Below are 24017 nucleotides of genomic sequence, written 5' to 3'. Positions count from 1 at the left end.
AACATGCCTGGCGGCGATAGCGCGGTGGTCCCACCTGACCCCATGCCGAACTCAGAAGTGAAACGCCGTAGCGCCGATGGTAGTGTGGGGTCTCCCCATGCGAGAGTAGGACACTGCCAGGCACCTACAGAAGCGCCCCCGTGTACTGATGTACACGGGGGTTTTGCTTTTTGGCTGATTGTCAGCAGTGATTGGTAGGTCAGCACTTCTGTGCTGGATGTCATCTCATCGATGCCGAATTCAAGTGGTCTGAGTGTCGTGCTATTGTAAGTAAATGATTTAAAAAATAAAAAAACCGTCGCAAGCTGTGCGACGGTTTCATCTGGCTGGCTTTTACACTGCTACTCTCTACTGTTGGGTGAGGGGGTTATTGTTCACCTCTCATCCTTATCTTCCTGTGCGAGTCGCCGGTTATGCCACTTTATTGGTCAGCTTGATCGGCTGGTTCAACTTCGATCAACTCGATATCGAATACCAAAGTCGAATTGACTGGAATACCAGGAACATTCGCTTTACCGTAAGCCAGTTCAGGTGGAATAACCAACTGGATTTTTCCGCCCTTCTTGATGTACTTCAATCCTTCGGTCCAGCCAGGGATGACGCTATCCATACGGAATCTGAGTGGTTCACCACGCTCATAAGAGCTGTCAAATACGGTACCGTCGATAAGGCTGCCTTTGTAGTTAACAGTGATAGTATCGGCTTCTTGTGGTGCTACGCCACTACCCTCTTTCTCAACTTTGTACAACAGACCAGACTCCGTCTTTTTAACGCCCTTTTCTTTGGCGAAATTTTCTGCATACTTAGCACCCTTGGTCTCGTTCTCTTTTGCTTCGAGATCCATTTTCGCCTGAGCCGCAGTTCTTACGCGAGTTTCAAAAGACTGTAGTGCGCTTTCGATCTCTTCATTAGTCAGTTTGTTTTTGCCACCGAACACATCTTGCACACCAGCGAGTAACTGATTTTTACTCAGTTTGATGCCGAGCTTTTCCTGCTCTTTCAGCGAGTTTTCCATGTACAGACCAAGTGATGCACCGAGTGCGTAAGCAGCTTGTTCATCTTCACTTTTGAACTTGCTTGCCGCAGCAGGTTTGCTTGGTTTTGCTGCATCGGCTGCCATAACTTGGGCTGTATTCAGAGCCAAAGCCATAGTGCTTGTCAGAAGTGCGACTTTAAACAAAGATTTCATTTAGTTCTCCAGTATCTGAAGCAGTGCCTCAAACAGTCGTTATGTAGATAGGTTAGAATACTATAGCTGCCTTGAATAAAACAATCATCCAGCAAGTTAATTGGCTAGCATGTTACCTCGGTATAGGTGGTAGAGCGTGATATTTTTCCCGCTAGCCAGTGGGAAAATGCAATGCAAAGCAGCTGATGGCTGTTAACATACGGCGCTCATGTTTTGTTAATGGTGTGATGGAGTAACGTGATGTGTGATGCTAGCGAACAGGCGCTGCTACAGCGGTTAGAGGATTTAGAAAGCCGTTTGGCTTTTCAAGAAGTGGCGATTGAAGAGCTGAATCAGACGGTGGTCAAACAGCAGTTTGATCTGCTTAAGCTTCATGAGCAGTTACGCTTACTCACTGACAAGCTTCGTGCCACTCAACCAACACTGATAGCTGCACAATCAGAAGAGACCCCCCCGCCACATTATTGATATGCTGGCAAGGCAGTGAGTGACAACAGCGGCACAGCGTTGTAACGCTACCCCAGCAATGGGGCAGCATCTTTATGTACTGCGTGAAATGATCAGTGACAGCCACAACCGCCGTTGCCATTACAACCACTTTTCTTGGCTTGTCCATGACCACCACAGCAACCCCCGCTATGTTCATGATGATGATCATCTTCACCGTGTACATGGCCGTGAGCTAGCTCCTCTGGAGTGGCATCGCGGACCGCGACCACGTGGACACTGAAGTTCAGGTTCTGCCCTGCCAGCATGTGGTTGCCATCAACCACGACCTGGTCACCGTCGATTTCGGTGATTTCAACTGGCACTGGACCTTGATCCGTATCGGCCAGGAAGCGCATACCCACCTCTAGCTCGTCAACGCCCATAAATACATCTTTTGAGACGCGTTGAACCAGGTTCTCATCGTAGCTACCGTAAGCATCGTTTGCGCCAACATGAACATCAAACTCTTCCCCGACACTGCGGCCTTCCAGCGCATTTTCTAGGCCACTGATCAGTGAACCGTGACCATGTAGATAGTCCAACGGTGCACTCACCGGAGACTCATCAACTAAAACACCATCTTCTGTACGTACTTGGTAAGCCAAGCTGACGACCAAGTCTTTTGCTACTTTCATGATATCTCCTACCGTTGGGTACCCTTGCATAAGAAGTGACAAGGAGTATATGCCTTAAAATCTATCAGCTTAGGTTTTCTGTATGATCTGGCCTTTATACGCTTATACACCGCAAGTTGTTTTGGTGTTGGCTGGGCCAATTTCGCGTATCGAGATTGGCGGTTAGCCAGAACAGAGCACCTATGCACACGCTCTGTCGGCAAATCAGTGCAGATTGTAGCGGAAATCTGTGCTGCTGTACTCTATGGGATAAAAAAATCAGCACAATAACTATGACTTCAACGGGAACAGTGCAACCAGTTGTTCCTGCGGGCGAATATGTTGTTTGAGTTCCACTTCGGACTGTGACTGTTGATAGCCACATTTAATGCACTGGCATTGTTCAATCTGGTTCTCGATCCAGATCGCCAACGTATCAACCTGTTGACAGTGCGGACAAACTGCTGCTGCAATAAATCTTTTACGTATCGTGCTCATAGGCTCTCTCAAGTTACTCTTCTTCATCCCAGTCATAAAACTGACGTTTATCTTTTTGCATTTCGCGCTGGAACAACTCTTCTAGTTCGCGTCTTGCCTCTTTCACACGCGAAATCTCAGCGACATCACCTTGGTGAGAAGGCATCAATTCACGTAGCATACGCATATCTAGGCGGCGAAAATGTTGTTGTGCACGATAGGCTTGATGAGGATGCATCCCCAGCACGATTAACGCTTTTCTGCCCAACTCAAGCGCACTGGAAAAGGTTTCGCGAGTGAACAGTGTCACCCCTGCCTGTAGCAACTCATGCGCCTCAACACGGCCTCGGGCACGAGCCAAAATGGTGAGATTAGGGAAATATTGTTGGCACAAATGCACAATAGTCATCGCTCTCTCTGGCTCATTGCAGGTGATCACAATCGATTGTGCTTTATCTGCGCCGGCGGCACGCAGTAGCTCCAGCTCTGTACCATCGCCATAGTAAACGGTATAACCGTAGCGGCGCAGCATACTCAGCGCACTGACATCACGCTCAAAAATCGTGATGCGAATTTTGTTTGCCATCAGCAAGCGGCCAACAATTTGGCCAAAGCGACCAAAACCGACGATGATCACCTGTGGATCATCATCGGCGACCGCAGGTGCTTCCTCGTCATGTTCGCTTCTATCGTTATAGCGATGCGCCAAAATACGATCGATGATCTGCATTAATAGCGGAGTGGTCATCATTGAGAGCGTCACCACCACCAGCAGTAGTGCTAATTGTTCTGAATTTAACAACTGTTGTGCGGCAGCGGCGGAAAACAGCACAAAGGCAAACTCGCCACCTTGGCTGAGCACCCCGGCAAACTGCAAACGGACAAAACGACGTAAGCCGAATAGATACGCCAGCAGATAGAGCACCAGTGCCTTAATCACCACCAGCATCAACACGCCAATCAGCACTGCCAGCAAATGGGTATATAACACTCCCATATTGAGTGCCATACCGACCGAGATGAAGAACAGTCCAAGCAACAACCCTTTAAAAGGTTCGATAGAAATTTCCAGTTCATGGCGGTACTCACTTTCTGCCAGTAGCACTCCGGCAATAAAAGTACCTAATGCCATTGAGAGACCGAGTAGATCCATGAACAGTGCTGCACCCAGCACGAGCAGCAGTGCTGCGGCGGTGAAAATCTCACGAATACCTGAGGCGGCGATATAGCGAAATAGTGGGCGTAGCAACAGACGGCCACCGATCAACATACCAGCCAATGCCAGCACTTTGGTGGCGACTTTTAGCCAATCATCTTGGTTACCGCCAGAATCGGCCAGAATAGGGATTAGTGCTAATGCCGGGATCACCGCCATATCTTGGAACAGCAGCACCGCAAAACCGAGTTGCCCACCTTCGCTTTGATGCATTCGCTTTTCTCGCATCACCTGCAGGGCCATTGCGGTAGAGGACATTGCCAGACCAATACCACCGATAATGGCTGCCGGCCAAGCAAAGTGGCTAAGATACAGTAAACAGGCTAATAACGCGGTGGTTATCAGTAGCTGAGCGGCACCGACACCAAAAATGGAACGTCTTAATTCCCAAAGCTTGGCTGGTTTTAACTCTAATCCAATGATAAACATTAAAAAAACAACGCCAAGCTCGGAAAAGTGCAGGATCTGATCAACATCGCGGATCAACCCCAACCCCCAAGGGCCAATCGCGATACCGGCGATCAGATAACCCAACACGGTGCCGATGCCTAACCGGCCTGCGATGGGTACAGCAACCACTGCGGCGAACAGAAACAGTAACACAGCAGTCAACAGTGTTGAACTTTCCATCAATTATCCTCCTTTTCTGCCAATGGGTTAGAGAGCCAATCCATATAGCTGCTGGCGTGGTCAAGCAGTATTTCTGTGCGTTGGCGACGTGCCCAATAGACAATCAGTGGTGGTAGCCAGTGCATATGACACATTGCGGCGGTTAACTCAAAAGGACGCAACAGCTCTTCCAGTGGATAGCGATTGTAGCCGCCAATGCGATAACTCATTTCTGGCTCACCGGTAGTGATCACAGAACGCCAATATTTACCCGCCAGAGCACGGCCACCAAACGCACGGGCAAGGTCACGCGACAACACGCGATCGAGCCACTCCTTCAGCAGTGCCGGGCAACTATAGGTATACAGGGGGTGTTGAAACACAATGATCTGATGTTCACGCAACAATTGTTGTTCATACTGAATATCAATAAAAAAATCGGGATACTCAGCGTATAAATCACGCACCGTGACATGCTGCAACGGCTGTGCTGCCTGTAACAAAACTTGGTTAGCCACTGAATCTTGTGACTCCGGGTGAGCATATAACAGTAAAATTTTAGTGGGTTGTGACATTAATTCCCCCTGTAAAGCGTCGTCAGGCGCGCGGATTTCCGTTACCATGCAACGTAACAGCGACAGATCAGTCGGTATAGCTAACATTTTATCAACAAACGGCGTTTTATGATTGTCTTCTCTTCACTACAAATTCAGCGCGGCAGCCACGTACTGCTGGAACATGCCACCGCAACGGTGAATCCACGACAAAAAGTAGGCTTGGTCGGAAAAAACGGTTGTGGTAAATCAACGTTATTCGCGTTGCTAAAAGGAGAGATAACGCCAGATGGAGGCAGCTACACCTTTCCACAAAACTGGCAGTTAACCTGGGTCAATCAGGAAACGCCGGCACTAGCGACGGCTGCTATCGAGTATGTTATCGATGGTGATCGCGAATTTCGCCAACTGGAAGCACAACTACAGCAGGCCAACCAACATAATGATGGTCATGCGATTGCATTGCTGCACGGCAAACTGGATGCTATCGATGCTTGGGCTATTCGTTCCCGTGCAGCGGGTTTATTACATGGACTGGGGTTTTCCAGCCAACAGTTCACCACACCAGTACGCGAATTTTCCGGTGGTTGGCGTATGCGCCTTAATCTGGCACAGGCACTGCTTTGCCGTTCTGATCTGCTGCTACTGGATGAACCCACCAACCACCTTGATCTGGATGCGGTCATCTGGCTAGAGCGCTGGCTGAAAAGTTATCAGGGCACGCTGCTATTGATTTCACACGACCGCGATTTTCTTGACCCAATCGTTGATAAAATCCTGCACATTGAAAATCAGAGTCTCAACGAGTACAGCGGTAACTACTCCTCATTTGAACGCCAGCGCGCCACCAAACTGGCACAACAGCAGGCGCTGTATCAGAGCCAGCAGGAGAAAGTGGCACACCTGCAGAGCTACATTGATCGCTTTCGTGCCAAAGCGACAAAAGCGAAGCAGGCACAGAGCCGCATCAAGATGTTGGAGCGAATGGAACTCATCGCGCCAGCGCATATCGACAATCCATTCCGCTTTCAGTTCCGGCCGCCAGAGAGCCTGCCTAGCCCACTGCTAAGAATGGAGAAGGTGAGCGCCGGGTATGATGGCCAGCCAATTTTGGCCTCGATCAAGCTCAACCTCGTGCCGGGTTCACGCATTGGTTTATTGGGGCGTAATGGAGCGGGCAAATCGACTTTGATCAAGATGCTGGCGGGAACACTAGCACCGCTCACTGGCGAAATAGGATTAGCGAAAGGGGTCAAACTGGGTTACTTCGCTCAGCATCAGTTAGAGTTTTTACGTGCCGAGGAGTCGCCATTACAACACCTCAGCCGTATTGCTGCGCAGCTACCGGAACAGCAACTGCGTGACTATCTTGGCGGCTTTGGTTTTCAAGCGGACAAAGTGAACGAAGCGACCGCGCGTTTCTCCGGTGGTGAGAAAGCACGGCTGGTACTGGCACTGATTGTCTGGCAACGGCCGAATCTCCTGCTGCTTGATGAACCAACTAACCACCTTGATCTGGATATGCGCCAAGCATTAACCGAAGCATTGATTGATTTTGAAGGCGCGCTGGTCGTGGTATCACACGATCGTCATTTACTGCGCTCAACCACCGATGAACTCTACCTGGTGCATGATGGACAAGTAGAGCCATTTGCCGGTGATCTGGATGATTATCAGCTGTGGTTAAATGAACAGCAAAAACTGACCACGCCTGATCGGGAGTTAAAGCAGGAGAATGACAACAGCGCACAGGCACGCAAAGAGCAAAAACGGCGCGATGCGCAACTACGCACACAAACACAACCGCTGCGCCAGCAGATTGGCAAACTGGAACAGCAGTTGGAAAAGCAGGCAGCAAAATTGGCACTGATTGAGCAACAACTGGCTGATCCCGCAATCTATGATGGCAGTCGCAAGGCGCAGTTGAGTGAAGCGTTACAACAACAGAATCAGTTGCGTAGCGCACTGGAACAGACTGAGAGTGATTGGCTGGCGGCACAAGAGCAACTGGAACTGCTCATCAACGCTGCCAGCTCAATGCCTTGAATAAGTCGACAGGCTGCATCGGCGGTTCACTATCGCTCTGGCAGACTAACGGCTACCGTGTGCAACCCAATGTCGATGTACCCACAGCGAGGCAATCATCACCAGGCTACCGGCAAGGAAACTGAACCAGTGGATCTGTTGCTGCCAAATCAGCAGATTCACCAGCAGACCCGCCGGAACATGCATATTATTCATGATGCCGAGCGTACCAGCATCAACCTGAGTAGCGCCGTAGTTCCACATAAAATAGCCAAGGCCAGAAGCCACCACCCCCAACCAAATCAAGATCCCCCACTGTAACGAAGTGGTAGGGAGTTGTGCCGGATTACCCCATATCCCCCAAGCAAACAGCGCGACCAACAGAGCACCGAGATAGAACCAGGAAAACGCGGTATGTTGCGGCAATGGATGAAGCTCCATTAAACGTTTATAACCGACCATACCAATGGCAAAAATGATATTGGCAGCTTGCACCAGCATCAGCCCCCACCAGAAATGGTCACTCAATTGGTGATAGCGAATAATTGCCGCCCCGATCACCGCCAGCAGAGCACTCAAAGCATAAGACCAACGCAACCGACGTCGACTAAGCAAGTCATAAATCAAAGTGATGTACAGCGGCGTCAATACCGTGAACAACAGTAGCTCCGGCACACTGAGATAGAGATAGGCACGAAATATCAGCAGATACATAATCCCTAACTGACAGGCTCCCACCGCCATATAGAGCAAAATCACAGACCAACGGATGTGACGCCAACGTAGAAATGGCAGAAACATCACTGTAGCCAAAGCAATACGCACCAATACCGAGAACCAACTATCCACCTGGCCAGCCAGATATTCGCCAATTAAACTAAAAGAGAACGCCCACAAAATAGTAGTAACAATTAATAGAAACAAGATAACTTCACTCTAACAAACCGAAGGCCAAATGCGGATTGTAGCGAAAATCAGTGAACCATGCAGCAATCAAAAAGTTTACTAGTGGTGTTAAAATGTTCGCATTGGCGCAACGCAGCAGCAAAGCACATTTGATACAGTGACATCCCGCTTACCTGTATTGGAAAGGAGGTGAGTTGGTTGCAGAGACAGCATCGGCACTCTTTCACACTCAGTTTAGTTCACACTAAGTTTAGCCAATCTCACGCTCAGCTTAGCGAACGCTAAATTTGTACCCCCAGCATCGTCAGGATCAGCGGGGTGGTGAATGCAGACAGTGCGGTAGACATCACCATGCTGGTGGCAGTGGCAGCCGTCAGCGCATTAAACTGACGTGACATCAGATAGACATTCACCCCGACCGCCATCGAACCAAGCAACACAACCACTTGTGTCTCTAACGGTGGCAGATCAAGCAGCCGAGCCAGCAACCACACCACCAGAGGTTGAATAATCAACTTCAGCACACAGATGGCACTGCTCAACTGCCAGCCACGGCGTAACGAGTAAGTGGCTAACCCCATGCCAAGTACAATCAGTGACATAGGTGCAGCAATTTGGCCAAGCATACTGAGCGGTTGATCGACGAACTGTGGTAAAGGCACATTGCTTAACCCAAGCAGGGTACCGGATAAAATACCGATGATCAGTGGATTGGTGAATACTGCACGCACGGTTTTGATAAAGCCGTGTAGCGTTGGCGAACCATTACGTGCCCACTCAACCGAGACAGTAACTAACGTCCACAGTGTTAATCCATTGAACACCAACACCAGCGCCACAGCCGGGATCGCCTCTTCTCCAAGCATCAGCGTTGCCAGTGGTAAGCCAAGCATCACATTATTGGAAAAGATGCCACCGAGCGCGAACACTGAACCGGAGACACCGTCCAGCTTAAACAGATAGCGCGCCAGTAAGCGACCGATGATAAACACCAGCAGACAACTGCCGAAAAATGCAATCAGTAGCCTGGCATCAACAGTTGGGCGTTTGGCGAACTGCCACATCATGCGAAACAGCATTGCAGGCAACGCCAGTGAGAAGACAAAACGACTAAGGGCATCAGTGATGGTGGTTGGCCATTTTCCCCAGCGGATCAGGCCAAAGCCAAGCATAATTAACACAAAAAGCGGCAGAGAGAGCACAAGTTGGTGCCATAACGAAATGACAAAGGCAGGCATCACAATCCTTCCTAGCGAGTGGCGCTAACACCAAACAGCCTTGCGAAAGTCGCCGAATTAAAAATCTGCACCGATTAAATCTATCTGGTCGGTACAAATCGAGTCAACGCCCCAGTGCAACAACAAACGCGCACGTTCTGGCTGGTTAACGGTATAGGCCAGAATATATAGCCCAGCCTGTTTTAGCTCAGAGACCCGTTCGGCATTCAACGCTAGATGGTCAATATGCAGCGACAGGCACCCCAACTTGCTGGTAAGTGCTTGCCAACCGTTATCCCACTGTTCTAACAGTAAGCCACGCGGCAGTTCTGGGGCGTAATATTGTGCCGCTGCCAGAGCAGTGATTGAGAAGGAAGAGAGTAGCGGAGCGGTTTGCTGCTGCCACAAGCGACTTGCCGCGAGCGCGATCACTTGCCCACTTCTCTGTTCACAACCTGCTGTTGGTTTGATCTCAATATTGGCTAACATGCCATGCTGTCGACAGCGCTCAGCAACCTGTGCCAGTAGTGGCAAACGTTCGCCACGGAAACCGGCACCATACCAACTGCCCGCATCCAGAGTCGCCAACATCTGCCAAGGCAGCTCACCGGCGATACCATGGCCATTGCTGGTGCGTTCCAGTGTATCGTCGTGTAACAAAAACGGCTGATCATCACTGCTCAGTTTGACATCAAACTCGATCATCTTATGGCGGTAGGATGCAGCAACATCAATCCCTGCCAAGGTATTTTCTGGTGCCAGAGATCCGCCACCACGGTGGGCAACAATTCGTGGATAGGGCCAGAGAGACATTGTCATTGAGTCCACCTTTGCAGCCACACAGTGGTTGTTAAATCAAGAGAGTTACCGCGTTTGCGGATTTATCCGGACAACGATGTGCTGCCCGGAAACTGACGTTACAGTGCACGCCGCAACCGTGCTACGGCTTCTTGCATTTGTGCCTCGCTAGCCGTGGCGAACGACAACCGGAACGTTGAGCGATCAGGTTGTTCAGCAAAGAAGTACTCGCCAGGCACGAACACCACGCCCTGCTTGAGTGTCTCCTGTAACCATTCGGTAGCATTGAATGGTTGGCGAAAACGAACCCAGAGAAACATACCGCCTTTCGGCATATCAAAACTGATCACATCGCCAAGTTGCTGTTGCAACAAATCGGCAAGTATCTGACATTTTTGTCGATAGACAGCGCGGATTTTCTCGATCTGCGCTGGCAGGCGATCGAGACCCAAATAGCATTCGACGATACTTTGCGACAAAGCACTGGCATGGAGATCTGCGGCTTGCTTAATGATGGCGACTTTCTGCAACAAGAAAGGTGGCAGGATCGCCCAGCCCAATCGCAGACCCGGTGCCAGAATTTTGGAAAAACTGGAGGTATAGATAATATTTTCACAGTGACCGAATAGCTGCTGCGAAACTTGATACAGCGTAGTGTGGCGTTCATCGCTGAAGCGCAATTCGCCATAAGGATCATCTTCAATAATCAGGAAATTGTGCTCTACTGCTAGTTTCACCAACTGCTCGCGACGTTCGAGGCTCAGCGTCAGCCCACTCGGATTGCCAAAATTAGGCACCACATAGACGCCTTTAATCTTATGGGTTTTTAGCAGTTGTTCTAGCTCATCGACGCGCATTCCATCACTATCAGAACCCACCGAGAGAATGTTGGCTTCTGCCAACTCCAACGTCTGCAATGCTGCCAGATAGGTTGGGCGTTCCACCACAAACAGATCGCCTGGATTAACCAGCGCACGCATCACCAGATCAAGAGCTTGCTGCGATCCAGCAGTAATCAACACATCATCAGGCTGAGCAAAGACACCACGCTGCTGGCAGAGCGCACAGATGCGTTCACGTAGCAGTGGGCTACCCTCAGTCAGGCCATACTGGAATGCGCTCTTTGGTTGTTCGCTAATCGCCTGCTGTGTGGCAATGCTCAATCCTTCGAAATCAAACAGCGCATCAGAAGGGATACCACCGGCTAACGAAATGACCTGCTCCATTTTGCTGTGTTTGAGCAATTCGCGAATAGCTGAGCTTTTGATGTTGACGATGCGCTGAGCAAGTAATCCTTCGGTATTCATGACATATTCTCGTTAAAAAATGGGTAACAACCCTGATGACTTAAAAAATTCAACCACCGGGAGCGGCGGCGCAAACAGACGATCCTGACAGTGAGTGATCTCTGCCGCAAACGTGTTTCAACATCATGAAGGTGGCAAAGAGAAGAAACAAGAGATCGCTACTAATTATATACCTGTCGATATTAGTGCAAGTGATGAGGTCAGTGAGTTGCCAGCATATAGGGTGATCAGTAACCAGATGAAATGGTCAAGCAAAATTGGCCACGGTTTTAGCATCTTCCCAATCTAATCGTGCTGATCCCTTCGGCGAGAGGTTAAGCTAACCGGTAGTCTGGTTTACAGTGGAGTAGTTAGCGGTAGTAAGAAAAAAAATCACCGCTTGCTAAAAGGTTGCACGCAAGCGGTGGTTGGGGCAGTTTACCGAGCTGCCCCAAAGGGGATATTGGTTTATCTCTGCACGAGAAACACTGTCGCCTGAGCCGTGTACTCATCGGCAGTCAGGTTATTTGCGCTGAGCTTACAAAGGGTAAAGTGCATATAGCGTTTGAATGTTTTATTTGTGTCATAGACTGTTTTTTGGATCAGCTGATAGCCATTCCTCCCGGAGAAATCCATAATATTGTTCACCTGATTGGTATTGATTGCACACCCGATCTCCCCCGAGGGGGCAATGTTATCTCCCCATTGACCACGAATGACCATCTGCTCGGAGACTTTGCCATCTGTTCCTACCAGCGCTAAATCGCTGCTTGAACTGCTGCGTCCTGTTGAAATACCAGAGGCAGTCACATAGAGCCAAGGAGTGAACTCTGTGCTGGCTGCATTGCACTCAACGGTGATGTCAGAACTCCTGCGCAACAACACAACATAACTTGTCGGTGTTTCCTGATAATTAACTCCGGAGAATGTCACTGTTGACGGTGTATTGAGTGAGCAGGAGTTATTGGCAACAGTGATTTGGATCGGATCTAACTCTGCCCTTGTCGATTTGGCACCTGCATAGTCGAGATGGAACAGTTGCGGGGCAGTATAGACACCAGGTTGTAAGCCACCTTTTGGCGCGTCAATTAAAAAACGCACGTTTAGGGATGAGCTACTTGGTTCGCTGCTTTTCCAGCTATGTGGAGAATACTCGGTAGCATTGACGATAGAGCTGCAACTGATCCCTTTATAAGCGTCGCTGACTGTTGGCTGGCTATCTCCATCAGATTGACTCTCGGCACGGGTATAATTGAGAGTACTGGGTGAAAAAACGCTAGACCAACGCCCCATAGTGAAAGTGGTAGTCCCTTGCAGAGGCGTAACGACAAGTGGAGCTCCCCCTTGTATCACTTTTTTCCATGATGCATGTCCTTCGGTCAGTAGCACCGCGCCTGGGGTAGGTCCGGTTAACTTAAAACCGTACACCTTGCTTTTCCAACCGAGCGCAACATCGCTATCAGTGATTTTGGCACATCGAACACCGGCGGCGGCAGTGGTCACAGCCACTTCAACCGCCAAAGTGGGTAATCCTAAAGAACTGGTAGTAGAAATTGTTGAATTGGGTAAAAACGGTGTACTACCGATAATACCCTCTTGGCCGGCTGGAACGACCACAGTGGTGATTGCGTAACTCGGCATCGTTGCGATCAGAGCACTACTCAGTAACAGCGTCAGCAATCGATCACGACGAGCCATCAGGGTACCTAATGCATTAGTCTGCACTGAGGTAAGTACCGAAGTCGCGTGTTTGCTGATAACGTGATTTTCGTTCATTTAAATCTCCCTGTAAGACGGTAAGAAACATTAATTGTTTTTAAAATGTTTAAGATTGGTTGGTTATAATTGGACAAATGTTGCCAACTTTTTTGCTCTATGCTCGTCTTTTTTTCTGTCGAAAAAGGCGGGCTAGTCTGCTCCCCACTCCATCTAAACCTCTTAAAATGCTGATTTTATTGTCAAATTTAAATTTATTACTCAGCAGGCCACTAGTGTAAAAAAAAGTTAAACTAAGATCAATGAAAACGATCAGATTAATATTGTTAATAGTTTTTGGTTATTGATTGCACTTATTTGTTCGATCTTGATTTTCTTCGTTCTAAATCCGTAGCGAATTTCCGATTACATCAACAGATTTTTGCTGCGGCGAGATACTGCAAAGCCAGGTGATCGCTGTTTGGTGTCATGAAAGCTAATTCATCACGTTATTTTCATTCGTTCGTTGGCGATCGCTGGTGGCTAAATCGGTAGCTGTCAGGATTGTTGACTGCCGGTGGATGGAGTATGAAAGAGGCGGTGAATACCGTGATGAATGCGCGGCCATGCCGAGATAATAAAGCGGATTTGCTAATGATAATTTGGTGAGGGCTGAGACTATTTAACCATTTCAAATCATAAAATAAAAATAAACTTAGATCAGCAGGGGCGATCTAATATCTGAATTTGATAGAAATTAACAATCAAAATTTATTTATTGATCATTATTGGCTTTTATTGGTTGCTTTTTGCACTTTGGTGACTTATGAATCAGAAATTGAGTGGACAAGTTACAGACCGCATGACGGATTCATGGGATCGCTGGAGCGATTAAAGAGTAACAATTCTTTCCTAATAGGTAGTTGCTATCTCTGTAAGCTAACTCAGAAAGTTAGCGATAATGGCTAACAGAAAAATGGGTATCGATAGCAAGCTTACTGTTGTTGTTACAGTATAGTCTGGTCAAAATACGTGGATATCTGTTCAATCAGTAGGAAAAACGACCAAACCTCTCAAGTTTAACCGATTAAAAAACTTAGAATTTTAATCTTTATTGCGCCATGAAAATAATTTTTAATTTCGATTTTATTTATTTTTATAGTTTTTAGTTCTGCATCTCACAGGATAAACCCTCTTTTATTATGGCTAAATTTGTGGTGAAGCGGATCAGGTGAGGTTGACGATAACCAAAACAGTTGGCAACTTGTGAAGTTCTGGGTGTGCATGAGGAGGAGGAAAGCGGCTGTAGGCGGGATTTCCGTTTGCTGTCGTGATGGTCCTTTGACTTGTGCGCTGCAGTTTGGTGGTTATCTCTCTATTTATTACCACTAGCTAATTTTCTGCCTTCTGGTACTGCGTGCTCGCCTAGATAACTAAAAAATAGGGGTGGGCATTAATCTACACCACATTAATCACGGAGCCTAAATAATGAAAAGTTCCTTTGGTAAGTCAGGGATCGTAAAGTTCAGTGTCGGGCTCATGGCACTGGCAGTCGTTGCCAGTGTGCAGGCTAAAACGCTGGTTTATTGCTCTGAGGGTTCTCCGGAAGGGTTCAACCCGCAACTATTCACTTCGGGTATTACACTGGATGCCAGTGCAGTACCGATCTACAACCGGCTGTTGGAGTTTAAGCTAGGTACTACAGAACTGGGGCCAGGGCTGGCAGAGCGCTGGCAGATCAGCGACGATGGCAAAACTTACACCTTTTACCTGCGTAAAGGGGTGCAGTGGCAAAGCAGTAAGAATTTTAAACCGACACGCACGCTGAATGCGGATGATGTGCTGTTCTCTTTCCTGCGCCAATTGGATGTCAATCACCCTTACCATAAGGTCTCTGGCGGTACTTACGAGTATTTCCAAGGCATGGGGATGGATGCGTTGATTGAGCGAATCGAGAAACTGGATGATTACACCGTGCGTTTCCATCTGAATCGCCCTGAATCGCCGCTGCTCGCTAACTTGGCGATGGGTTTTTCCTCGATCCTGTCAGCTGAGTATGCCGACAAGATGATGCAGGCAGGCACGCCAGAGAAGGTTGATCTTAATCCAATTGGAACCGGGCCATTCCAGTTACAGCAATATCAGAAAGATGCGCGTATTCTTTACAAAGCGTTTGACGGCTATTGGGGTAATCAGCCGAAGATCGACCGCCTGGTGTTTACCATCACACCGGATGCGTCAGTTCGCTACGCTAAAATGCAGAAAAAAGAGTGCCATGTGATGGTTGCGCCCAATCCGGCGGATCTAGCACGTATTAGACAGGATAAGTCGATTACCCTGATGGAGCAGCCAGGTCTGAACATTGGCTACCTGGCATTTAATATGGAGAAAAAACCGTTAGATAACTTAAAAGTGCGTCAAGCGCTGATAATGGCGGTTAACAAATCGGCGATTATCGATGCGGTTTATCAAGCTTCTGGTGTGGCAGCAAAAAACCTGCTACCCCCCACCATATGGAGCTACAACGATCAAGTCAGCGATTACCCCTACGATCCTGTCAAAGCAAAAGCACTGCTTAATCAGGCTGGTTTAGCAGAGGGTTTCTCGATTGAACTGTGGGCGATGCCGGTACAACGTCCTTATAACCCGAATGCACGTCGCATGGCAGAGATGATCCAGGCGGATTGGGCAAAAATTGGTGTGAAAGCCAAGATTGTCAGCTACGAGTGGGGCGAATATCTGAAGCGCGCTAGGAATGGTGAACATCAGGCGATGATGACGGGCTGGATGGGAGACAACGGCGACCCGGACAATTTCTTTAATACCCTGTTTAGCTGTTCTGCAGCCAAAGATGCATCAAATTATTCGCGTTGGTGTTATCAGCCGTTTGAAGAGCTGATCCAGCTAGCGCGTTCAGAACCCGATCAACATAAGCGCAGCGAACTTTACCAACAGGCACAGGTGGTGATGCAACAACAGGCACCAGCCATGATGATTGCTCACTCAACGGTGTATGAGCCAGTGCGTAAAGAGGTAAAAAATTATGTTGTTGACCCATTGAGTTTGCATCATTTTGAGCAGGTGTCTCTCGATTAACTCGGCGATAACTGGCCTGCTGCGCGTTACTCGATAACTGCTGAATCAACAGACCAGGACAAGCGATTGCTCCTGGTCTTTGTTCGTTACTTGAGCAAGAGATCGCGGTTAACCCGCCTGGTAGCTACCTGAGCTAGTGGGCACTTCCTAATAGAGAGTTCGGCTATGTTGCAGTTTATACTCCGCCGCTTGGCGTTGGTGATCCCAACATTTATTGGTATCACTTTGCTCACTTTTGCCTTTGTTCACATGATCCCAGGTGATCCGGTAACCATCATGGCCGGTGAGCGAGGGATCTCGGCAGAACGCCATGCACAACTGATGGCAGAGATGGGATTGGACAAACCGCTTTATCAACAATATTTCATCTACATTGGCAACGTGTTACAGGGTGATCTCGGTCTATCACTGAAAAGCCGCATACCGGTTTGGCTGGAGTTTGTACCGCGTTTTCAAGCCACACTGGAGCTTGGCTTGTTTGCGATGCTGTTTGCGGTCATGGTTGGCATACCGATTGGTGTCTTGGCGGCGGTGAAGCGCGGATCACTGTTTGATCACACCGCAGTTGGCATCTCGCTCACGGGTTACTCAATGCCGATCTTCTGGTGGGGCATGATGCTGATCATGCTGGTTTCAGTACAGCTCAACTTAACCCCAGTATCAGGGCGAGTCAGCGATACGGTATTTCTGGATGAGAGTTTACCGCTGACTGGCTTTATGCTGATCGATACCCTGTTCTGGGGTGAAAGCGGTGATTTTGTTGATGCAGTCATGCACTTGATCTTGCCAGCGGTGGTCTTGGGGACAATTCCACTGGCGGTGATTGTGCGCATGACCCGTTCGTCAATGCTGGAAGTGCTGGCGGAAGATTACATCCGTACTGCACGCGCCAAGGGGCTGAGCCGGATGCGGGTGATTGTGGTACATGCATTGCGCAACGCTTTGCTGCCCGTAGTGACGGTGATTGGTCTACAGGTTGGTTCTCTGCTCTCTGGCGCGATCCTGACCGAAACCATCTTCTCTTGGCCAGGTATTGGTCGCTGGTTGATGGATGCCTTGCAGCGCCGCGACTATCCGGTAGTACAGGGCGGAGTGCTATTAGTTGCCTGTACGATCATTCTGGTTAACTTGCTGGTGGATCTGCTCTACGGTGTTGTTAATCCACGTATTCGTCATAAGAAATAGGGGGCGCATTTATGTCTCAAATTACTGAGTCGGCTATCACTCACCCACCCGCGCCGCTGACACCCAGGCAGGAGTTTTGGCACTACTTCAAACGCAATAAAGGGGCGGTGGTTGGCCTGGTTTATATTGTTGTAATGCTGGTGGTGGCGGTCGCGGCAGACTACTTGGCCCCACATCTGCCTGGTGAGCAGTTTCGTGACGCATTACTGAGGCCGCCAGCCTGGCTGGATGGTGGCAGTTGGCTGTTTCCTCTTGGTACTGATGATGTTGGGCGCGATATCCTTTCACGTCTGATGCATGGTGCTCGCCTATCGTTGCTGGTCGGCTGTCTGGTGGTGTTACTGTCGCTGATGCTGGGGGTGATTTTTGGTCTACTGGCCGGCTATTTCGGCGGTGTGGTTGATGCACTGCTCATGCGCCTGGTCGACATCATGCTGGCACTGCCAAGCCTGCTGTTGGCGCTTGTGCTGGTGGCGATCTTTGGCCCCTCGATTGTTAATGCGTCGTTGGCACTCACTTTTGTGGCATTGCCGCATTACATTCGCTTGACTCGCGCTGCGGTGCTGGTTGAGGTGAATCGTGATTATGTCACCGCTTCGCGTGTTGCAGGTGCCGGATCAATGCGTCAGATGTTCGTCAACATCTTGCCTAACTGCTTGGCACCGCTGATTGTGCAGGCTTCACTCGGTTTTTCCAACGCTATTCTTGACATGGCTGCACTCGGCTTTCTCGGTATGGGTGCTCAGCCACCAACGCCAGAGTGGGGCACTATGCTCTCGGATGTATTGCAGTTTGCACAAACTGCCTGGTGGGTTGTCACCTTTCCTGGCGTGGCGATCCTGCTCACCGTATTGGCATTCAACTTGATGGGTGATGGTTTGCGCGATGCCCTTGACCCCAAGCTTAAGCAGTAACGAGGAATAGAGCATGGCACTATTAGAAGTTGAACAACTGTCAGTACATTTCGGTGATGAAACCGCGCCGTTTCGCGCGGTAGATCGCATTAGCTACACCATCGAGCAGGGGCAGGTAGTCGGTATCGTTGGTGAGTCAGGTTCTGGTAAATCAGTCAGCTCACTGGCGATCATGGGCTTGATTGATTACCCAGGGCGGGTAATGGCTGAAAAGCTGCAATTTAACGGACATGATCTGCGTAGCATCTCGGAAAAGCAACGCAGCCAACTGGTTGGTGCTGAAGTGGCGATGATTTTCCAGGATCCAATGACTAGCCTGAACCCCTGCTACAGCGTCGGCTATCAGATTATGGAAGCGTTGAAAGTGCATCAGGGTGGTAGCCGCCGTAGCCGACGCCAGCGGGCGATTGAGCTGTTGACTCAAGTGGGCATTCCTGATCCGGCCTCTCGGCTCGATGTTTACCCGCACCAACTCTCTGGTGGCATGAGTCAGCGGGTGATGATCGCGATGGCGATCGCCTGCCAACCGAAACTGCTGATTGCCGATGAGCCGACCACGGCTCTCGATGTGACGATCCAAGCGCAAATTATTGAACTACTTCTAGAGTTACAGCAGCGTGAAAATATGGCGCTGCTGCTGATCACGCACGACTTGGCACTGGTCGCCGAGGCGGCACAACACATCATTGTGATGTATGCCGGGCAAGTGGTCGAAGCAGGCAGCGCGGCAGAAATATTTCAGGCTCCACGCCACCCTTACACTCAGGCTCTTTTGCGTGCGTTACCCGAGTTCGCCACAGATAAGAGTCGTCTTGCCTCATTACCCGGAGTGGTGCCAGGTAAGTATGATCGCCCACAGGGATGTCTGTTAAACCCGCGCTGTCCCTACGCTGGGCAACGTTGTCGTGTTGAAGAGCCTGCACTGATCAACCTTTCTGGTCGGCTAGTGAAGTGCCATACCCCATTGGATGATGCCGGGAGACCGAGTGAATGAACCAGATAGCCCCTCCGTTATTACAGGCGATCGACCTGAAAAAGCACTATTCAGTCAAGAAAGGCATGTTTGCCGGTATGCAGCAGGTCAAAGCGCTGGATGGTGTTTCGTTCACGCTAGAGCGAGGCAAAACGCTGGCAGTGGTCGGCGAATCAGGTTGTGGTAAGTCGACATTGGGTCGGCTGTTAACCATGATCGAACAACCGACATCAGGCCAGCTCTATTTCCAGGGGCAGGATCTGCTTACGCCAGATGTGACCGCAGAAAAATTGCGGCGGCAAAAAATTCAGATTGTGTTTCAAAACCCTTACGCTTCGCTCAATCCACGTAAGAAGGTAGGGCAAATCCTTGAAGAGCCGCTGTTGATCAACAGTAGACTCAGCAGTGCTGAGCGGCGCGAAAAAGCACTGGAGATGATGGCGAAGGTAGGGCTAAAAACGGAACATTACCTGCGTTATCCACATATGTTCTCTGGTGGTCAGCGCCAGCGCATCGCCATTGCCCGTGGTCTGATGCTTAACCCTGATGTAGTGATCGCGGATGAGCCTGTGTCGGCACTGGATGTCTCGGTGCGTGCGCAGGTGCTGAATCTGATGATGGATCTACAGCAGGAGCTTGGGCTCTCCTACGTGTTCATCTCGCATGATCTGTCGGTGGTGGAACATATCGCGGATGAAGTGATGGTGATGTACCTGGGGCGTTGCGTTGAGCAGGGCAGCAAACAGGCGGTCTTTAACCACCCGCGTCATCCTTATACCCAAGCGTTGTTATCGGCAACACCACGTTTGGATCACGCAATGCGCCGTGAACGCATCAGACTGACCGGTGAATTGCCAAGCCCGATCAATCCACCACCCGGTTGTGCCTTTAATGCCCGTTGCCGCTATGCGTTTAGCCGCTGCATGACGGCTCAGCCACAATTAACCCCTTACGGTGACCAGTTGATCGCCTGTTTTGCGGTCGAACAGGAGGATCTGGCTGTTAGCGAAAGCCTCGCTGTTGTTTGATCAGATCGTAGGCGGCCTGGATCGCTTGCGCTTTCTGTTTGGCGATCTCCATCATTTCTGGCGGTAACCCTTTGGCGACTAACTTATCCGGGTGATGTTCACTCATCAGTTTACGGTAGGCGCGTTTAATGGTGATGGCATCATCACTGGGGTTAACCGCCAACACGTTGCAGGCATCTTCCAGGGTTGGGCGGGTTGGCTGCTGAAAGCCACCAGAAGAGCGATAGCCTTGTTGCTGCTGGCCATATTCAAACTGCTGCCCGGCGGCCATCATGTTTAGATACCGCTCAAACTGTGCGCGGGAGATCGCCAACTCTTCGGCAATCACATACAGCACTTCACGTTCTTTCGGATGCAGCGAGCCATCAGCAAATGCGGCCTGTAGCTGAATTTCCAGAAACATCAGTTTGAGATCAATACGGCCAGTGCAGACTTGGTTCAACTCACGCAGGGTAGCGCGTAATGGAAACTGTGGCTGTTTGCCCTGGCGAAAGGCTTGTTGTGCCGCTAAGCGCCCACGCTCAGGCAATCGCAAGCGATCCATAAAATGGTTCGCCATCTCAATATCTGCCTCAGTCACCCGCCCTTTGGATTTACTGATCAGTCCCATCACCTGAAATGTGGTACGAAAAAACATCTCCTGCCGTACCTGTTGCTGTTGACCTGTGGCTGAATGGCGCTTGTTGACATTTGAGTCAATCAACTGACCAATAATCAGCGCGACCAGCACGCCCCAGAAACCAACGCCAGCTGAAATAGCGAATATGACACAGAGTAGTTTTCCCCAAAATTGCATATATCCTCCCACCATCGGTGGCTATCGTTGTCTTTTTCGAGTGTTGAAACCAAATTCCCATTCCGATTGCCGCACAACTGGGAACCACAGGCTAGCCGCCATGCACCAAACCACAGATGAAAAATATTGCTCAACTTGCCCTATACCTCAGCAGTAAGGCGATTTTTTGCCAGAATTGGATTATCATAGCGCCTATTTAGCCGAGCACCTAACAACTCGAGCGCTTCACAACTTGAGCGCCTCACCGCGACAGTGTGGTAACGAATCAAGCTGTAACACTGGCACAACGTGCGTGAGTAATATAGTCTCTGACAGTTGGCGGGATATAGCAGCCTTTGATGATGGAACACTAACAATCAACCTATGAAGAAAAGTTTCCCAACACTGCTGGCCACACTGGTTTGGGCAGCAATTTATAGTCAGCAACTGCAGGCCAGCCTGGCTGAGCAGTGCATGATCGGTGTGCCGGTTTACGATAAGCCGATCATCACCGATGATCCCGATACACTGCCGGTGACGGTCTACTCTGAGCAGTCACAGGCAGAGTACCCGAATAACGTGTTATTTACTGGCAATGTCCATGTTGAACAGGGTAACAGTACGCTGTTGGCCAAACAGGTTGAGTTGCGTCAGGTAAACAAACTGGATCAGCAACAACCCCTCCGCACGGTAACGGCAACGGGTGATGTGCATTATGCTGATCATCAGATACAGCTCAGTGGTGAAAGAGCCTGGAGTAATCTGGCCAGTAAAGATACCGATGTCTATCAGGGTGATTACCAACTGGTCGGGCGCCAGGGGCGCGGTGCAGCAGAGAAGATCAAATTACGTGATCAGAATCGTTACACCGTGCTCAAGGAGGGTTCCTTTACTACTTGCCTGGCGGGAGATAACAGTTGGCTGGTGGTCGGTTCTGAGGTGATCTACGATCGTGAAGAAGAGATTATCGAGATCTGGAATGCTCGCTTCAATATTGCCGGTATCCCGGTGTTCTATAGCCCCTATATGCAGTTGCCGGTTGGTAGCAACCGCCGCTCCGGGTTTCTGGTTCCTAATGCCAGATATGGTTCGATCAACGGTTTTGAGTTTATCCAACCCTATTACTGGAATATTGCACCAAATTTTGATGCGACCATCAGCGCGCGTTACATGAGTCGCCGTGGCCTACAGTGGCAAAACGAGTTCCGTTATCTGGCGGCTCCTGGAACAGGTACGCTCGCTTTTGACTGGTTGCCGAGTGATGATCTGTATGCCAAAGATCACGCTTCAGCGGGGGATAACAAACGCTGGTTACTCTACTGGGATCACAGCGGCGTGATGAACCAGGTCTGGCGTTTTAATGTTGATTACACCCGTGTGAGTGATACCTACTATTTTACCGATCTGAACTCGCAGTATGGTTCGACCACGGATGGCTATGCGACACAGAAGCTGAGTGTTGGCTATGCTGATCAATATTGGGATCTCGCCCTGTCATCAAAACAGTTCCAGGTATTCAGTGGTGCTGGTAACCAGAATGCCTACCGTTCACAGCCGCAGCTCGATATCAACTATTATCAGACCAATCTTGGTCCGTTTGATCTGCAGGCTTATGCTCAGATTGCCAGATTTACCAGCGTCAATTCGAACAACCCAGAGACGACACGCTTGCATATTGAACCGGCGATTAACCTGCCGTTGGCCAATGATTGGGGCACACTGAATACTGAAGTGAAAGTGATGGCGACCCATTTCCGCCAGAATGTGCCGCAGGGTTTTGCAGCAGACTATGCCTGGCGTAACCCTGGCCGCGAGGTGCCAGAGTTGGATAACTCAGTTAACCGGGTACTGCCGCAATTTAAAACCGACGGTAAAGTGGTGTTTGAGCGCAGCCTTGACGAGGCTGAGGGCTATATGCAAACCCTTGAGCCGCGTATGCAGTATCTGTTTGTGCCCTATCGTGATCAAAGTGATATCTACACCTACGACTCAACGCTGCTGCAGAGCGATTACTTTGGGCTGTTCCGTGATCGTGCCTATAGTGGCCTGGATCGTATCGCCTCACAGAATCGTTTGGCGTTTGGTGTCACATCACGCATTTATGATGATGCGTTGATTGAACGTTTTAATCTATCAGTGGGTCAAATCTACTATCTCAACAGCTCGCGTACTGGTGAACAGCGCAGCAACTTTGATAATGGTAATGAGACCGGCACCATTGTTTGGGCAGCGGATACTTTCTGGCAGATGAATCAGCGTTGGGGGTTACGTGCTGGAGCACAGTATGATCCACGTCTAGAGAGTGTGGCGTTGGGGGATGCTGCGGTGGAGTATCGTCAGGACGAAAACCGCATGGTGCAGCTCAACTATCGCTATGCCAGTCCAGAGTATATCTCTGCTACCTTGCCGACTATCAGCAATCAAGGGTATCAGGATGGCATCTCGCAGATTGGTACCATGGCCAGTTGGCCAGTGGCTGACCGTTGGGCGCTGGTAGGCGGCTATTATTATGATACCCGTGCGAAGCAGACTGCCAACCAACTGTTGGCGCTGCGTTACAACACTTGCTGTTGGGCCGTAAATATTGGCTATGAGCGTATTATTACGGGTTGGGATAGTCACCGGCAATTCAGCCAGTATGACAATAAGATTTCGCTCTCTGCTGAATTACGTGGTCTTAACAATGATCACAATTTAGGTAGCATGGGTATGCTGCGTTCTGGCATTCTGCCTTACCAGCGCACGTTCTAACATTTTCCGCAGACAGCGTTCTGCTGGTACCTGCACGGATGATGAGCAAAAGTTGCATACTTGAACTGGCATTGTCATCGTCAGTTAGCGGCATTAAGTGCCATAATTGGCTTTTTATCAGTTAGATGATGATGTCTAAGGCTTTTAATCAGGATAGCCAGAGTGATTGAGGTGCTGCGCTGGCAGCGGCACTGACTGGTTGTCAAACTGTTACCCGCGT

The 24017-nt window shown here is 49.6% G+C and carries 19 protein-coding genes and 1 rRNA gene; 9 read left to right on the top strand and 11 right to left on the bottom strand.

All coding sequences use genetic code 11. From position 1 onward, the window contains the following. The first annotated feature begins 6 nt into the window (after positions 1-6). A 5S ribosomal RNA gene (gene rrf / locus EOJ37_RS10540) occupies positions 7-122 on the top strand. Positions 123-421: 299 nt separating this feature from the next. On the opposite strand, the gene fkpA is transcribed toward rrf, so the two are convergent. After that, positions 422-1189 carry an FKBP-type peptidyl-prolyl cis-trans isomerase gene (gene fkpA / locus EOJ37_RS10535; protein WP_127959876.1) on the bottom strand — a complete coding sequence of 256 codons (768 nt, stop codon included), beginning with the start codon at positions 1187-1189 and terminating at the stop codon, positions 422-424. Between the two features lie 240 nt (positions 1190-1429). On the opposite strand from fkpA, the gene EOJ37_RS10530 reads away from it, so the two are divergent. After that, the gene (locus tag EOJ37_RS10530; RefSeq protein ID WP_127959879.1) at positions 1430-1657 is read left to right on the top strand and encodes a SlyX family protein; all 228 of its coding nucleotides are present in this window, start codon (positions 1430-1432) and stop codon (positions 1655-1657) included. Positions 1658-1749: 92 nt separating this feature from the next. Here EOJ37_RS10530 and slyD read toward each other — a convergent pair whose 3' ends face one another. From slyD to kefG, 4 genes are all read right to left on the bottom strand, one after another. Further along, entirely contained in the window at positions 1750-2313 is a 564-nt protein-coding gene (gene slyD / locus EOJ37_RS10525) for a peptidylprolyl isomerase (protein WP_127959875.1), read from the bottom strand. A gap of 270 nt (positions 2314-2583) precedes the next feature. Then, positions 2584-2790 carry a YheV family putative zinc ribbon protein gene (locus EOJ37_RS10520; RefSeq protein WP_127959874.1) on the bottom strand — a complete coding sequence of 69 codons (207 nt, stop codon included), beginning with the start codon at positions 2788-2790 and terminating at the stop codon, positions 2584-2586. 13 nt (positions 2791-2803) lie between these two features. Continuing rightward, on the bottom strand, positions 2804-4615 hold the full coding sequence (gene kefB / locus EOJ37_RS10515) for a glutathione-regulated potassium-efflux system protein KefB (RefSeq protein WP_127959873.1): 1812 nt from the start codon (positions 4613-4615) through the stop codon (positions 2804-2806). Further along, positions 4615-5169 carry a glutathione-regulated potassium-efflux system ancillary protein KefG gene (kefG, locus tag EOJ37_RS10510; protein ID WP_127959872.1) on the bottom strand — a complete coding sequence of 185 codons (555 nt, stop codon included), beginning with the start codon at positions 5167-5169 and terminating at the stop codon, positions 4615-4617. The genes kefB and kefG overlap by 1 nt, the downstream gene beginning before the upstream one ends. Before the next feature lie 108 nt (positions 5170-5277). Between kefG and EOJ37_RS10505 the strand changes: the two genes are divergently transcribed. Then, the gene (locus EOJ37_RS10505) at positions 5278-7194 is read left to right on the top strand and encodes an ABC transporter ATP-binding protein (RefSeq protein ID WP_127959871.1); all 1917 of its coding nucleotides are present in this window, start codon (positions 5278-5280) and stop codon (positions 7192-7194) included. A 45-nt stretch (positions 7195-7239) separates the two neighbouring features. Here the strand turns inward: EOJ37_RS10505 and EOJ37_RS10500 are convergent, their stop codons facing one another. From EOJ37_RS10500 to EOJ37_RS10480, 5 genes are all read right to left on the bottom strand, one after another. Next, positions 7240-8097: a carboxylate/amino acid/amine transporter gene (locus EOJ37_RS10500; RefSeq protein WP_127959870.1), complete on the bottom strand. Its 858-nt coding sequence runs from the start codon at positions 8095-8097 to the stop codon at positions 7240-7242. Between the two features lie 263 nt (positions 8098-8360). After that, the gene (locus EOJ37_RS10495; RefSeq protein WP_127959869.1) at positions 8361-9317 is read right to left on the bottom strand and encodes an AEC family transporter; all 957 of its coding nucleotides are present in this window, start codon (positions 9315-9317) and stop codon (positions 8361-8363) included. A gap of 57 nt (positions 9318-9374) precedes the next feature. After that, positions 9375-10109: a glycerophosphodiester phosphodiesterase gene (ugpQ, locus tag EOJ37_RS10490; protein ID WP_127959878.1), complete on the bottom strand. Its 735-nt coding sequence runs from the start codon at positions 10107-10109 to the stop codon at positions 9375-9377. Positions 10110-10213: 104 nt separating this feature from the next. Then, entirely contained in the window at positions 10214-11401 is a 1188-nt protein-coding gene (locus tag EOJ37_RS10485) for an aminotransferase-like domain-containing protein (RefSeq protein WP_127959868.1), read from the bottom strand. A 447-nt stretch (positions 11402-11848) separates the two neighbouring features. Beyond that, positions 11849-13156, bottom strand: coding sequence for a hypothetical protein (locus tag EOJ37_RS10480; protein ID WP_127959867.1), 1308 nt, complete (start codon positions 13154-13156; stop codon positions 11849-11851). A gap of 1407 nt (positions 13157-14563) precedes the next feature. Here EOJ37_RS10480 and dppA point away from each other — a divergent pair. The 5 genes from dppA to dppF all read left to right on the top strand — a co-directional run bounded on the left by dppA (position 14564) and on the right by dppF (position 20271). Then, the gene (gene dppA / locus EOJ37_RS10475) at positions 14564-16171 is read left to right on the top strand and encodes a dipeptide ABC transporter periplasmic-binding protein DppA (RefSeq protein ID WP_127959866.1); all 1608 of its coding nucleotides are present in this window, start codon (positions 14564-14566) and stop codon (positions 16169-16171) included. 165 nt (positions 16172-16336) lie between these two features. After that, positions 16337-17356 carry a dipeptide ABC transporter permease DppB gene (dppB, locus tag EOJ37_RS10470; protein WP_127959865.1) on the top strand — a complete coding sequence of 340 codons (1020 nt, stop codon included), beginning with the start codon at positions 16337-16339 and terminating at the stop codon, positions 17354-17356. Positions 17357-17367: 11 nt separating this feature from the next. After that, positions 17368-18270, top strand: a complete 903-nt coding sequence (dppC, locus tag EOJ37_RS10465; protein ID WP_127959864.1) for a dipeptide ABC transporter permease DppC — start codon at positions 17368-17370, stop codon at positions 18268-18270. A 13-nt stretch (positions 18271-18283) separates the two neighbouring features. Then, positions 18284-19264 (top strand): dipeptide ABC transporter ATP-binding protein, encoded by a 981-nt coding sequence (dppD, locus tag EOJ37_RS10460; protein WP_127959863.1) that lies wholly within the window; start codon positions 18284-18286, stop codon positions 19262-19264. Continuing rightward, positions 19261-20271, top strand: coding sequence for a dipeptide ABC transporter ATP-binding subunit DppF (dppF, locus tag EOJ37_RS10455; RefSeq protein WP_127959862.1), 1011 nt, complete (start codon positions 19261-19263; stop codon positions 20269-20271). The genes dppD and dppF overlap by 4 nt, the downstream gene beginning before the upstream one ends. On the opposite strand, the gene djlA is transcribed toward dppF, so the two are convergent. Continuing rightward, positions 20246-21067 carry a co-chaperone DjlA gene (djlA, locus tag EOJ37_RS10450; RefSeq protein WP_127959861.1) on the bottom strand — a complete coding sequence of 274 codons (822 nt, stop codon included), beginning with the start codon at positions 21065-21067 and terminating at the stop codon, positions 20246-20248. The two genes, dppF and djlA, sit on opposite strands and share 26 nt — an antisense overlap. Positions 21068-21430: 363 nt before the next feature. Between djlA and lptD the strand changes: the two genes are divergently transcribed. Next, positions 21431-23797 (top strand): LPS assembly protein LptD, encoded by a 2367-nt coding sequence (gene lptD, locus EOJ37_RS10445; RefSeq protein ID WP_127959860.1) that lies wholly within the window; start codon positions 21431-21433, stop codon positions 23795-23797. Positions 23798-24017 lie beyond the last annotated feature (220 nt).

Origin of the sequence: Serratia microhaemolytica, assembly GCF_004011885.1 — a bacterium.
GTDB classification, from domain to species: Bacteria; Pseudomonadota; Gammaproteobacteria; order Enterobacterales; family Enterobacteriaceae; genus Serratia_G; species Serratia_G microhaemolytica.
The sequence above is the reverse complement of the archived record's forward strand: the minus strand, read 5'-3'. Positions and strand labels throughout refer to the sequence as shown.